A 13,476-nucleotide genomic window follows, 5' to 3' on the forward strand; every position below is an offset into this window, starting at 1 on the left:
TACTTCTATTTTTATGAAAAAAGGACTACTATCTTTCCTGTTATCATTATGTGCATTTACGATTTTATCAGCTCAATCAATTGAGAAAAAATGGATTCTAAAAAACATAGAGGGATCATCTGAGAATGTTTTTACAGTAAGTGATAAAGACTATTTGCATCTAGAACAAGGACAGTTTTCTTATACTTTCAATAACAATTCAGAAAAGCTAAATGGGGACTATATAACTCAGAATAATGTGTTACTATTATTCCCAGAAAAAGTAGAGGATTCTATCATCAAATATAAAGTCCAGAACCTTACTGATTCAACGTTGGTTTTGTTAAAAAATAATCTTTCATATGAATTGGTTGCGAAGAAAGAAGTTGTGGTTGTTTCATCCTCAGCTGAGAGTAATAAGCTGATTCCTAACCAAGGATTTTCTTTTACTAGTTTGTGGAGAGGAATGCTAGGAATGATTGTATTGTTGGTGATTGCCTTCTTGTTTAGTAGTAATAGAAAAGAAATTAACTGGAAAACAGTTGGAATCGGATTGGTAGGACAACTGCTTTTAGCTTTTGGAGTGCTGAAAGTGGAATTTATACAGGCAATCTTCAATTTCGTGGGTAAAATTTTCAATGAAATTTTATTATACACACAAGCAGGAAGTGAATTCTTGCTAGGCGGAATGATGGATGTAGATAGCTATGGTTTTATCTTTTTATTTCAAGTATTGCCTACCATTATTTTCTTCTCAGCGCTAACATCTATCTTGTTTTACTTTGGGATTATTCAAGTAGTTGTTAAAGGGATGGCTTGGGTATTGACGAAGTTAATGGGAATTTCCGGCGCAGAGAGTTTAAGTGTTGCCGGTAATATTTTCTTAGGACAAACAGAAGCTCCCTTAATGATAAAGGCGTATTTAGAAAAAATGACACGTTCTGAAATACTACTAGTCATGGTAGGTGGAATGGCTACGGTGGCAGGTGGTGTTTTAGCAGCCTATATTGGGTTTTTAGGTGGTAACGATGAACAGTTAAGGTTGGAATTTGCTAGACACCTTTTGGCCGCTTCTGTAATGGCTGCGCCGGGTGCAATAGTAGTTTCCAAGATTTTATTCCCTCAAACAGAAAAAATAAATAGTGCTATAGAAGTAACTCAGGATAAAATAGGGTCTAATGTATTGGACGCTATTTCTAATGGAACTACAGAGGGACTGAAGCTTGCCGCGAATGTGGGGGCTATGTTGTTAGTATTCGTAGCTTTAATAGCGATGGTTAACGGAATTTTAGGTTGGATTGGAGAGGTTACTACATTTAGTGCTTTTATTGCGGAGCACACACCTTATGATAAATTTTCCTTGGAATCTATTTTAGGAACTATTTTTGCCCCTTTAATGTGGTTAATTGGTGTAGCAAAGGAAGATGTCATGCTTATGGGACAGTTATTGGGTATCAAATTGGCAGCCAGTGAATTTGTAGGGTATATCCAATTAGCAGATTTAAAGGAAACTTCAAATGCTTTACACTTTACCTACAACAAATCAGTAATTATGGCAACCTATATGTTATGTGGTTTTGCAAATTTTGCCTCTATTGGAATTCAAATAGGGGGGATTGGTTCGCTCGCTCCAGGACAACGAAAAACATTATCAGAATTTGGTATGAAAGCTTTAATAGGAGGAACTATTGCTTCGTTATTATCAGCCACGATTGCGGGAATGATTATAGGATAAAAATCAAAGACTTTTCTTATTTAAAATGTAATTATCTAATGGGTTTTATAACTATTTCATAATCCACCTATTATTAGATATCTGGAAATCTATTTTTTGTATATTTGAATTGAATTAGTATAATTTTAAGAAACCCAATAGAAAGTTAGAAAGGGAGTATGAAGCAATATTTGGATCTGGTACGCCACGTGCTGGAAAATGGCAATGAAAAAGAAGATAGAACAGGCACTGGAACGAAAAGTGTTTTTGGATATCAAATGCGTTTTGATCTAAGTAAGGGTTTTCCGATGGTGACCACAAAAAAATTACATCTTAAATCAATTATCCATGAATTATTATGGTTTCTTAGCGGAGATACCAATGTAAAATATCTTCAGGATAATGGGGTCCGTATTTGGAACGAATGGGCAGATGAAAATGGGGACTTAGGACCTGTTTACGGACACCAATGGCGCAATTGGAATGGTGATGAAATCGATCAGATTAAAGAAATTGTAGAAGCATTAAAACATAATCCAGATAGTAGAAGAATGCTGGTTTCAGCCTGGAATCCAAGTGTTTTGCCAGATACTTCAAAATCTTTTTCAGACAACGTTGCCAATGGTAAGGCAGCATTACCTCCTTGTCACGCTTTTTTTCAGTTTTATGTAGCGGATGGAAAATTGTCTTGCCAATTATATCAGAGAAGTGCTGATATATTTCTGGGAGTGCCCTTTAATATTGCATCTTATGCTTTGTTTACAATGATGATGGCACAAGTATGTGGATATGAAGCAGGAGAGTTTATACATACGTTTGGAGATGCTCATATTTATAATAATCATTTAGAACAATTGGAATTGCAGTTGTCGAGAACACCAAGAAAATTACCAACGATAAAGATAAATCCGGAGGTAAAAGATATTTTTGGCTTCGTTTTTGATGATTTCGTATTGGAAGACTATAATCCGCACCCTCATATAAAAGGTGCAGTTGCAGTTTAACCCCCAAAATTTAAACTGAATTACAATGAAGAAACTACTACTTGTCGCAACAATTTTATGTTCAACATTTTTATTGGCTCAGGATAACGTAATTCTGTCCAAAGAGAATGCTAATGAAAAAGGGATCACACCTATATGGCCTAAATGTGAAAATTCCAGGCAGAGTCCTATTAAATGTTTTGATAATAGTTTAAGAAACCATATCATAAGAAACTTTAGATATCCTGAAATAGCGGAAAAAGACGGATTAGAAGGAACCGTAACAGTAGAATTTATAATAAATAATAAAGGAAAGGCAGAAGTACTTGATGTGAAAGGAGCTCATAGGTATCTTCAAAGAGAGGCAGTCAGAATTATTCGAACAATTCCTAAGATGAAACCCGGAAAGTGGGGTAAGAAACCGATCGCAATAGCGTATGAAGTGCCAATAACTTTTATTAAACCTCAATAGAATATCGGGGAGATTTAACAATGGATTAACTCTACTATAAAGTAGTCAAAGAATAAAAATGATTAAATTTGAGTGTATTCGTAAATCGAATACACTTTTTTTTATGGTTATTACTGATAGTTTACTTTCTTCTTTCATAGAGACCAGGGCTCAATCAGAAGAAATTTGTTCCTCATTGCAGACCGAAGATTATGTGGTTCAACCGATAGTAGATGTTTCTCCTCCAAAATGGCATCTAGGACATACAACTTGGTTTTTTGAAGAATTTATTCTCTCCAAATACAAAACTGGTTATACTCGTTTTCACGATGACTTTGCTTTTGTTTTTAATAGTTATTATGAGAGTATAGGAAAGAGAGTAATACGAACAAATCGAGGAAACCTTTCCAGACCGACAGTAAAAGAAGTCTATACATATAGAGATTACGTTACCTCTCATTTAAAATCTTTTCTGGAAGGTGATGTACGCCAAAAAATCAGAGATCTTGTTGAGATAGGTATACATCACGAAAAACAACATCAAGAATTATTACTCACGGATATTAAATATATTTTAGGTAATAACCCATTATTGCCTAAGTATAATGATACTTTTTTAGAAAATCCAACGATGGAACCTTCCACGATATATCATACCATAAATGAGGGGCTATATGACATTGGTTATAGCGGAAAAGACTTTTGTTATGATAATGAGTTAGGAGTTCACAAGGTATTCCTGGAGCAATATAGAATAGCAAATAGATTGGTTACAAATTCTGAATATTTAGAATTTATCAATAATAAAGGTTATCAGGATAGTCTCTTATGGCATGCTGAAGCCTGGGATTGGTTAGAAAATAATAACATAAAAGCACCATTATATTGGCATAACATTGAAGGAGAATACCATCAATATACTTTAGGAGGATTAAAAAAAATAAATCCAAATGCACCGGTAACACATATTTCTTATTATGAGGCCTTTGCCTTTGCACAATGGAAAGGAGAACGACTTCCAAGCGAATTTGAATGGGAAGTCGCCCAATCACATTTTAATTGGGGAGTACGATGGGAATGGACAGAAAGTGCTTATTTACCATATCCTAACTATGCCAAAGCTCCTGGAGCCCTCGGTGAATATAATGGGAAATTTATGGTTAATCAAAAAGTATTAAGAGGAGGTTCTGTCGCAACACCTAATAATCACACAAGAGCTACATATCGTAATTTTTTTCATCCTCAGCTTAGATGGCAATTCAATGGTTTACGATTAGTAAAAAATAAATAACCTAAATACATGAACTCAAAAGATCAAAATGTCTTGACTTGTACTTTTGGCAAAGAAGTACACGAAGGACTTACCGCTTTTCCTAAATATTTATCTTCTAAATTCTTTTATGATGAAATTGGAGATAGACTCTTTCAGCAAATAATGGAATTACCAGAGTATTATCTTACCAATGCAGAGTATGATATTTTTCAACTACATAAGAAAGATATTTTACAAAGTTTTGACTCAGATAAAGAAGGTTTTGATCTTGTAGAGTTGGGAGCAGGTGATGGAAAAAAAACCAAGATTTTACTAAATGAATTAATAAATAAAAAATACGATGTTACCTACCACCCAATAGATATTAGTGAAAATGCTATTGATGGATTATTAACGAATTTGGCTAAAGAAATTCCAGAGCTTGATGTTCAAGGACAAATTGGCGAGTATTTTGAGGTTTTGGATCGGTTACAGCATATTAGCGATCGTAAAAAAGTGATTATGGTACTTGGTTCTAATATTGGTAACTTGCTACATCCTAGGGCTATTCGGTTTTTGAAAAAGCTAAACGATGCTATGCACCCTGATGACTTGATCTTTATGGGTTTTGATCAAAAAAAACATCCGCAGAAAGTTTTGGATGCGTATAACGACAAAACAGGAGTCACCGCAGCATTTAACAAAAATGTTTTAACAAGAATCAATAAAGAACTTGGTGGTAATTTTGATCTGGATGCTTTTATTCATTGGGAGGTTTATGATCCCGAAAGTGGTACTGCAAAAAGTTATCTTGTAAGCACTAAAAAGCAAACAGTAGATATTGATTGTCTATCTCTACAAGTTCACTTTGAGCCCTGGGAGAGTATTCATACAGAGATCTCGCAGAAGTATGATGATGATACCGTTAAATGGTTGGCAGAAGAATCAGGTTTAGAGGTAACCAAATCTTTTACTGATAAACATCAATATTATAAAAACTATGTGTTTAAAAAGTCAAAATAGATTTTTTTAATTTAAAAATGACATCATGAAAGCAATTTGGAATAATCAGGTGATTGCGGAAAGCAACGAAACCAAGGTAATAGAAAATAATCATTATTTTCCTCCTGAATCTATAAAGAAAGAGTTTTTTAAGTCAAGCCAAACTCATACAAATTGCCCATGGAAAGGAGTAGCTTCTTATTACACCATTGACGTAAATGGTAAAGAAAATAAAGATGCCGCTTGGTATTATCCTGAAACAAGTGATCTGGCAAAACAAATTAAGGGCTATGTGGCATTCTGGAAAGGCATTGAGGTTGTAGATTAGATGACTACAACCTCAATTTGATTTTTTTTACAGTACTAATAAACTGTTTTCTGCAGCTGCAAAGTCATTCCATTGATAACCATCCGCCTCAGATTCATTAGTCCATTCTCCATCTACTACATATTTAAATTCGAATTTCTGATCTTTTGGTAGGTCTAAAGTTCCTTTGAACGTACCGTTCTTTAATTTTTTTAGTTGTGTTGCTTCAGGATTCCACTCATTAAATTCTCCAGCTACGCTAGCAGAAGTAGCCTCTTTTGCAGGTACCGAAAAAGTTACTTTGCAGATTGGTTTTGACTTTAAATATTGCTTAGATATTGCCATGATTTTAGTTTTAAAAAATTTCCGGTTAATAAAATTTAAGTGAAATTAGTATAAAACTTGAAAAGAATAAAGAGGAAACTCTCGGATTTTCAGTAAGTTATTAACGATAACGATGTAGTGTGTCAAGTAAATTAGCTACATCTTCTTTTGTGTTATAGAAATGAAGACTAATTCTAATTCCTTCGCCTCTAAGAGCTGTGATTATATTTTTTTCTTTAAGTATGTTGAATAGTTTCGGATCTCCTTTAATATTAAAAATAGAGCTGTGGCTATTACGATCTTTCACCTCATTATCCAAAAGGTTTAGTTTATCCAGTTCAGTTTTTGTGTAATTGGCTAGTTCAATTATACTTTTCTCAATTACTGAAATTCCAATGTTAGATAGGAATTTTAGGGAGTATTGTAGACTGCCAAAGTTGAAGGTATCTAAATGGCCACATTCAAACCTGGCTCGTAAGTTGGTATAGGACGGATGGTGGATGGAGCTCGATGCTGCTTTTTTGTAAGTATTGGGGGTGATTTCATCCAGAATAGAATCTTTAAATAGTAAAAATCCATTACCATAACCTCCTAATAACCATTTATAACCACTACATCCTAAAATGTCGATTCCGGATAGATTAAAATCAAAGATTCTGGTTCCGCAGAATTGTGTTGCATCTGCTACGATTAAAAGACTAGGATTTTCTAATTTTAATCTTTTAAGAAAATCAAGATCCGCAACAATACCATTTGTATATTGAACTAAACTAAATGCTAAAATATTGGGTTTGTGCACTGCTACAGCTTCTTCAATATTTTGCTCGAGAGTTGAATTTACTTTTGCGTAGCAAACTTCAAATCCTTTACTGGTGACTGCAAAGTTTATGGAGGGATAATCTTTATCAAGCAGTAAGACTTTATTGCTTTTTTTTAGTCCAATAAGAATCATATTAAAGCCTAAAGAAAAGTTAGGAACGAGCACGGTATTTTCTGGGGTACAACCAAAAAAATCTCCAATTGTTTTTCTTACAGTATTTAGAAATTTTTCTTGGCCATCTCTAAAAATACTACCATCGATCAAATAATCAAGATCGTGTTCTTGTCTGTAATCTAACAGAGAATCATATAATAATCCAGAGGATGCTGTATTGAGATAGGTGTTTTGGGATAGTACAGGAAATTCTTTTCTTAAATTCTTCATAAGTTCGTTTAGGGCTTTTTGTCAAAACCTTTATATTTACTTTGATATATGAATCAAGCATTACTAAGGTACTATTAAAATGTTTTCAAAAAGAAAAGAAACTCCACAAATTGATCCGGTACAACGAGAATTGTACGAGCACGCGCGCAGAAGAGTAGTTCAAAAGAAAAGACTATTTCAGCATTTTATAGTGTTTGCAGTAGGATCTGTTTTTTTTGTTATTCTTAATTTGTTGATCGGAATTGGTAAAGAGATCACCTTTTTTGGAGTAGATTGGTATGCTGTGGTAGTAGTTTGCTGGGCATTTCTTTTTGTATTACATTTTTGCAACGTTTGGTTGTTTCACAAATTTATGGGAGCCGAATGGACGAGTAATCAGATGGAGCGATTGATCGCAAAACAAAAGGCCGAAATAGAATTAATTCAAAAGGATGTGGACCTTATGTACCCAAAAGATGAATTGATTAAAAAGAAGGAAGAGTTTATTAAAAAGCAGCACCCCAAAGTTATAGAGAATTCTGTGAGACAAAATGCTGATCAAATAATAACTATGATTGCAGCTGCCGGAGAAAATAATGCACTAGGTAAAGATAATGACTTGGTCTGGCATTTACCGGATGATTTTAAACGTTTTAAAGAACTTACAACAGGACATCATATTATTATGGGGCGCAAAACCTTTGAGTCATTTCCAAAACCATTACCAAATCGTGTGCATGTGGTAATAACACGAAATCCTGAGTACAGACCTGATGGAGCAATAGTTGTACACTCGATGGAGGAGGCACTAGAAGTAGCAAAAGATGACCCGCAACCGTTTATTATCGGTGGTGGTGAGATTTACAAAATAGGGCTTGAATATGCGAATCGTATTGAGCTAACCAGGGTGCATGGAAAATTTGACGCGGATACTTTTTTCCCAGAAATTGATCCTGAAATCTGGGTACCCGAAAGTAAAGAACTTCACGGAGCAGATGAAAGGCATAATTTTGGATTTACCTATATAACGTATAAAAAGAAGTGATAGTTGCTTTCAAAAAAACTCATATCTCACTTCGAAAATTTTCTTTCCGAAAAAATTATAAAAACGAAATCGCTTTCAGGAGGAGATATTAATGAAGTTTATTTGTTGATTACAAGCAGGAAGAAATTAGTTGCCAAATTAAATAGTGCGTTGAAGTTTCCAGAAATGTTTGAAGCAGAGGCCAAAGGCCTTCAGGAATTGAGAAAAGCTAACGTTTTTACGATTCCTCAAGTACTACATTATGGAAGCAGTAATGATGAAGCATTTTTGTTATTAGAATATATTGACTCTGGAAAACAATTAGAAGATTTCTGGTTTGTTTTTGGTAAACAACTTGCGCTTTTGCATAAGCAAAGCAAACCTTATTTTGGTTTTGAAAATGATAACTACATTGGAAGTTTACCGCAGAGTAACAAAAAACGTCTCACAGCATCAGCGTTTTACATTGAACAGCGTTTGCAGCCACAGTTAGAGATGGCGTTTCAAAAAGGTTTTTCTTTTGGAAATTTGGATAGTTTTTACAACAATCTTGAAACCGAGATCCCAAATGAGAGATCAAATTTGATTCACGGCGATCTGTGGAGCGGTAATTTTATGGTTGACATCAAAGGTTTTCCTTGCCTAATAGATCCTGCTGTAGCTTATGCATCAAGAGAAATGGATATCGCTATGATGCATCTTTTTGGAGGTTTTGATCAAGAATTATTTAAAGTATATAATGCAACTTTTCCATTAATTGAAGATTGGAAAAAAAGAATTGATATCTGGCAGTTATACTATTTACTAGTGCATCTTAATCTTTTTGGTCGAACTTATTTTAATAGTGTCACACGTATTTTGAAAAAGTATTCGTAAAAATTCTATCAGTTAACTTATACCCACTTTCAGTATAATACTTACTTTTGTTAAAATTTAAAAACACAATACATGAACGCATATGTTTTTCCTGGTCAAGGGGCTCAATTTTCAGGAATGGGTCTGGATTTATACGAAAATTCAGAAATTGCTAAAGAACTTTTTCACAAGGCTAATGAAATTTTAGGTTTTGAAATTACTAAAATTATGTTTGAAGGTACTGCGGATGAGCTAAAAGAAACAAAAGTAACGCAGCCGGCAATTTTCCTACATTCAGTGATTTTAAGTAAAGTACTTGGAGATAGTTTTCAGCCGGATATGGTGGCAGGACATTCTTTAGGAGAGTTTTCTGCATTAGTTGCCAATGGAACATTAAATTTTGAAGATGCACTTCGTTTGGTATCTAAAAGAGCTTTGGCGATGCAACATGCTTGTGAAATACAGCCCTCAACTATGGCCGCTGTACTAGGGTTAGATGATGAAGTTGTAGAAAAAGGATGCGAAGAGATTGACGGGGTAGTGGTAGCCGCAAACTATAATTGTCCGGGTCAGTTGGTCATCTCGGGAGAAGTAGAAGCAATTGAAAAAGCTTGTGAGCTAATGACAGAAAAAGGTGCTCGTAGAGCATTGGTATTGCCCGTTGGAGGAGCTTTTCACTCACCGTTAATGGAACCTGCAAGAGAAGAATTAGCGGCTGCCATAGAAGCTACAACTTTTCATACACCAACGTGTCCGATTTATCAAAACGTAACAACGACCGCGGTTACGGATCCTGAAGAAATCAAAAAAAATCTAATTGCACAATTAACAGCTCCTGTAAAATGGACGCAGAGTGTACAAAATATGATCAAGGATGGTGCTACATCATTTACAGAGGTTGGTCCTGGAAAAGTGTTATCTGGATTAGTGAAAAAAGTAGATAGATCTATGGAAACTATAGCGGCTTCCATTTAGAATCCTATAGATATTAGAATTTTAGACCTCGACTTCTTTTGATTTCGGGGTTTTTTATGGAATATTATGAAGGACAATTTTTTAATAAAAAAAGTTAATGATCTTTATTACTTGGAGTTTAAGGCTTTAAACTGTGTTTCCAAATATATCTGTTTCCAGTTCCCATCGGTATAATTTCCTACTTTGAAATTGTAGGTATGATCGTTTACATATTCCCACATATCAGTGATTAGGGATTCTCCATATTGATATTGATAGATCAGGTTTTTTCCATCAACATATACAATACCTTCTGTCACTCCACCGAATACATCAAATTCCCAGAATTTGATAGATTTCGTTTGAGTATCAAACTTTCTGATCCCATGATTACGCCATCCATACTGGGTTTGGTCTTTATTAGTAAACCCTTTAGATTTTGCAATAATCAAGGTTTTATCTAAGTCAAATGTAAAGATGGTCTCTTGTTTAAATACGGTACCATCTCCCCAGATTCCTTCAGCTTTCCATTCTTTACCTACTAGGTTATTAAATATAGAAAGATTGGTTTCCTGACTCTGTGAAGATACCGAGATCGTCGCTAGCAGAAGAAAAATTTTAATTGTTTTCATCATATATGCGAATTTTGTTTTTAATTGGCAAACAACCACTTAATGGCTGCAGGGAAGTGTTTTTTCCAGAGAGCTTCATTGTGTTCTCCCTTAGGATCTATTATCATTTGTATATTGCCTTTCGGATGTTTGGATGAAAGAATTTGATCATACATTTTTATTGTGTTTTCAGACATTCCGTCACCTTCTTTCTTTCCAACTAATAGAAATAATCGGGTTTCTTTTGGGATGGGATTTGTTTTAGTAAATGTAAAAACATCGTTAGCATACCAATAGGAAGGAGAAAAAATTCCAACTTTCCCAAAGACTTCCGGATATTGATACGTTGCGTAATGTGATATCAATCCTCCCATCGAACTTCCCATTATAGCGGTATTGTCTGTATCGCTTAATGTTCTGTAATTATTATCGATATAGGGTTTGATTTGCTTTACAATAAATTCCATATAGGCTTCACCTTCTGCCGCTCCAAATTGGTCGTTTTTCCAAGGACTCAATTCATTCATACGTTTTTCGGCTCCATTATCAATTCCTACCACAATCAATTCTATTCCAGAAGTTTTTGCAAGTTGGTTGAGACTTTCATCTACTTCCCATTCACCTGCATACGAAGTAAACTTGTCAAAAAGATTCTGTGCATCGTGCATATAAAGTACCGGATATTTTTTTTCAGATTTTTTGTAATTGGTTGGTAAATAGATACGCACCTGTCGGTCTCGGTTCAAACCGGCTATTTCAAACGGTTTTTCTAAAACGTGTACGTTAGGTTGTGCAGTTGTTTTGTTTATAATTGTGTCGGTCTCAGTCTTTTTTAATTCAGTTTCTTGAGTGTTTCCAGAATTTTTTATTGATTCCTTACATCCGAAAATGATAACGACAATCAATACAAGATATATATGTTTGATTTTCATATTTCTATTGGTTAAAACTGACTTTGGTTAATAAACTGTCTATCTGTTTAAAAGAATAGTTTCCGATCAGGTTTCCTTCTGGTGAAATCAAAAATTTAGCCGGAATTTCTGAAACACCATATTTTCTGGCAATATCGGATAGCATTACAAATCTATTTTGATCAACTATTTGATGTTTCCAGGTATATCCAAATTTGGAAACTACTTTTTTCCAGGATTCTGAGTCTTTCTCCAAAGCAATGCTTACGATAGTTAGATTTTCAGCATATTTTTTATGCAGAGCTACCAACTCCGGGCTTTCTTTTAAGCAAGGAGGGCACCAGGAACCCCAAAAATCCAAGAGTACATAGTTACCTTGTAGGTCAGAAAGTTTAAAAGGCGCTCCATCAACCAAAGAAGCTTCAAAATCAGGTGCAGTATCTCCTTCACCCGCAGCAGACCATTTCGTATACATATAGAATATTCCAAATAATACAATGACTGCCGGAATAATATATTGTGATATTTTTTTCACAAAAGTGTGGTTTTGTAATGAATCCCGATGCTGGTTAAAATGAAATTATTGTTTATAGATTTTGCCTTCTTTCATTACAAATACTACATTTTCCATTGTTTTTATGTCATCCGTAGGATCTTCATTTACGGCTACGATATCTGCAATAAAATCAGGAGCAATCTGACCTAGTTCGTTGCTCTTGTTTAACACTTTTGCATTTACAATAGTGGCACATTGTATTGCTGTTACTGTGGGCATACCGGCTTCTACCATATAGCCAAATTCTTTGGCATTCTGTCCGTGTTTAAAAACACCGGCATCTGTACCGAACGCGATACGCACACCACGCTTGTACGCTTTCTTAAATGTATCTTGAATCTGTGGTCCAATTTCGAGCGCTTTAGGAACAATTACATCCGGGTAGTACCCTGCTATGGTTGCTTTTTCTGTAACTTCTTTTCCTGCAGTGATCGTTGGTACTAAATAGGCTTTATTTTTTTTCATTAAATCCATTGTTTTAGTACTCATTAGCGTACCGTGTTCAATGGTAGTTACACCACCAATAATGGCACGTTGCATTCCTTCGTCACCGTGTGCGTGAGCAGCCACATGAAATCCGTAATCCTTAGCGGTTTTACAAATAGCTTTTATTTCTTCAACAGTAAATTGAGGATTAGAGCTACTTTTGGCTACACTCAAGACTCCACCGGTTGCAGTAATTTTAATTAAATCAGCTCCGTTTTTGTAGCGTTGTCTAACCGCTTTTTTAGCATCTTCGACACTGTTTACGACACCGTCTTTTGGACCGGGATCTCCTATCAAAGCTTTGTTTCCTCCGTTCGTCGGGTCGGCGTGACCTCCGGTTGTTGCCAATGATTTTCCAGCAGTGAATATTCTTGGGCCATCAATTTTTCCTTGTGCGATGGCTTTTTTTAATGCAATGTTGACTCCACTTCCTCCAAGATCTCTTACCGTTGTAAATCCTGCCATTAAGGTAGTTTTTGCAAATCCCACTGAGTTATATGCTACATCTGCTTCATTGTTTGTATAGCGCTCTAAATATGCCTTTGGGTTAGATTCACTTTCCATATGCACGTGCATATCAATAAGTCCCGGCATGACCGTTTTGTCTTTTAGATCAATAATAACATCACCGCTTTCTCCTTCGGTATATCCAATTTCGACCTTACTGATTTTATTTCCGGAAACAACGATTGTTCTTTCGGTTAGCATTTTACCTGATTTGGTGTCAATTAATTTTCCGCAATGAAGATAGGTGTCTTGGGCAGTAAGTGTTATACTTATCAGAGCAAAAAGTAAGGTGTAAAAGAATTTCATAAGATTATAAATTGTGTAAAGTTGTTTGTGAATGGATTTGTGCTTAATTATAAGAACAACAATTTAAAATA

Annotated in this window: 15 protein-coding genes; 9 read left to right on the forward strand and 6 right to left on the reverse strand. The window is 35.0% G+C overall.

Translation table 11 applies throughout. From position 1 onward, the window contains the following. Nucleotides 1-13: 13 nt before the first annotated feature. From ACE94K_RS07405 to ACE94K_RS07430, 6 genes are all read left to right on the forward strand, one after another. Nucleotides 14-1,714, forward strand: a complete 1,701-nt coding sequence (locus ACE94K_RS07405) for a NupC/NupG family nucleoside CNT transporter (RefSeq protein WP_378182163.1) — start codon at nucleotides 14-16, stop codon at nucleotides 1,712-1,714. A 158-nt stretch (nucleotides 1,715-1,872) separates the two neighbouring features. Beyond that, the gene (locus ACE94K_RS07410) at nucleotides 1,873-2,697 is read left to right on the forward strand and encodes a thymidylate synthase (RefSeq protein WP_378182166.1); all 825 of its coding nucleotides are present in this window, start codon (nucleotides 1,873-1,875) and stop codon (nucleotides 2,695-2,697) included. A gap of 25 nt (nucleotides 2,698-2,722) precedes the next feature. Continuing rightward, the gene (locus ACE94K_RS07415; RefSeq protein ID WP_378182169.1) at nucleotides 2,723-3,148 is read left to right on the forward strand and encodes an energy transducer TonB; all 426 of its coding nucleotides are present in this window, start codon (nucleotides 2,723-2,725) and stop codon (nucleotides 3,146-3,148) included. A 103-nt stretch (nucleotides 3,149-3,251) separates the two neighbouring features. Next, nucleotides 3,252-4,418, forward strand: coding sequence for an ergothioneine biosynthesis protein EgtB (gene egtB, locus ACE94K_RS07420; protein WP_378182172.1), 1,167 nt, complete (start codon nucleotides 3,252-3,254; stop codon nucleotides 4,416-4,418). Nucleotides 4,419-4,427: 9 nt separating this feature from the next. Continuing rightward, nucleotides 4,428-5,402 (forward strand): L-histidine N(alpha)-methyltransferase, encoded by a 975-nt coding sequence (locus ACE94K_RS07425; RefSeq protein WP_378182175.1) that lies wholly within the window; start codon nucleotides 4,428-4,430, stop codon nucleotides 5,400-5,402. 25 nt (nucleotides 5,403-5,427) lie between these two features. Further along, on the forward strand, nucleotides 5,428-5,709 hold the full coding sequence (locus ACE94K_RS07430; RefSeq protein WP_378182178.1) for a DUF427 domain-containing protein: 282 nt from the start codon (nucleotides 5,428-5,430) through the stop codon (nucleotides 5,707-5,709). A gap of 27 nt (nucleotides 5,710-5,736) precedes the next feature. Here ACE94K_RS07430 and ACE94K_RS07435 read toward each other — a convergent pair whose 3' ends face one another. Both ACE94K_RS07435 and ACE94K_RS07440 read right to left on the reverse strand, forming a co-directional pair. Beyond that, a complete protein-coding gene (locus ACE94K_RS07435) occupies nucleotides 5,737-6,033 on the reverse strand; it encodes an isoamylase early set domain-containing protein (RefSeq protein ID WP_378182181.1) in 297 nt (98 codons plus the stop codon). Nucleotides 6,034-6,133: 100 nt separating this feature from the next. Then, nucleotides 6,134-7,216 carry an aminotransferase class V-fold PLP-dependent enzyme gene (locus tag ACE94K_RS07440; RefSeq protein ID WP_378182184.1) on the reverse strand — a complete coding sequence of 361 codons (1,083 nt, stop codon included), beginning with the start codon at nucleotides 7,214-7,216 and terminating at the stop codon, nucleotides 6,134-6,136. A 79-nt stretch (nucleotides 7,217-7,295) separates the two neighbouring features. Between ACE94K_RS07440 and ACE94K_RS07445 the strand changes: the two genes are divergently transcribed. From ACE94K_RS07445 to fabD, 3 genes are all read left to right on the forward strand, one after another. Next, nucleotides 7,296-8,240, forward strand: coding sequence for a dihydrofolate reductase (locus tag ACE94K_RS07445; RefSeq protein WP_378182187.1), 945 nt, complete (start codon nucleotides 7,296-7,298; stop codon nucleotides 8,238-8,240). Between the two features lie 3 nt (nucleotides 8,241-8,243). Continuing rightward, entirely contained in the window at nucleotides 8,244-9,095 is an 852-nt protein-coding gene (locus ACE94K_RS07450; RefSeq protein ID WP_378182190.1) for a fructosamine kinase family protein, read from the forward strand. 72 nt (nucleotides 9,096-9,167) lie between these two features. Further along, a complete protein-coding gene (fabD, locus tag ACE94K_RS07455) occupies nucleotides 9,168-10,049 on the forward strand; it encodes an ACP S-malonyltransferase (protein WP_378182193.1) in 882 nt (293 codons plus the stop codon). A 107-nt stretch (nucleotides 10,050-10,156) separates the two neighbouring features. Here the strand turns inward: fabD and ACE94K_RS07460 are convergent, their stop codons facing one another. The 4 genes from ACE94K_RS07460 to ACE94K_RS07475 are packed head-to-tail and all read right to left on the reverse strand — an operon-like array spanning nucleotide 10,157 to nucleotide 13,405. Then, a complete protein-coding gene (locus ACE94K_RS07460; protein ID WP_378182196.1) occupies nucleotides 10,157-10,663 on the reverse strand; it encodes a hypothetical protein in 507 nt (168 codons plus the stop codon). Nucleotides 10,664-10,680: 17 nt separating this feature from the next. Beyond that, nucleotides 10,681-11,571, reverse strand: a complete 891-nt coding sequence (locus ACE94K_RS07465; protein WP_378182198.1) for an alpha/beta hydrolase — start codon at nucleotides 11,569-11,571, stop codon at nucleotides 10,681-10,683. Nucleotides 11,572-11,575: 4 nt separating this feature from the next. After that, on the reverse strand, nucleotides 11,576-12,085 hold the full coding sequence (locus tag ACE94K_RS07470; protein ID WP_378182201.1) for a TlpA family protein disulfide reductase: 510 nt from the start codon (nucleotides 12,083-12,085) through the stop codon (nucleotides 11,576-11,578). Between the two features lie 45 nt (nucleotides 12,086-12,130). After that, nucleotides 12,131-13,405 (reverse strand): amidohydrolase family protein, encoded by a 1,275-nt coding sequence (locus tag ACE94K_RS07475; RefSeq protein WP_378182203.1) that lies wholly within the window; start codon nucleotides 13,403-13,405, stop codon nucleotides 12,131-12,133. Between the last annotated feature and the right edge of the window lie 71 nt (nucleotides 13,406-13,476).

The sequence above is a fragment of the Aquimarina besae genome, assembly GCF_042434905.1.
Lineage (GTDB): Bacteria > Bacteroidota > Bacteroidia > Flavobacteriales > Flavobacteriaceae > Aquimarina.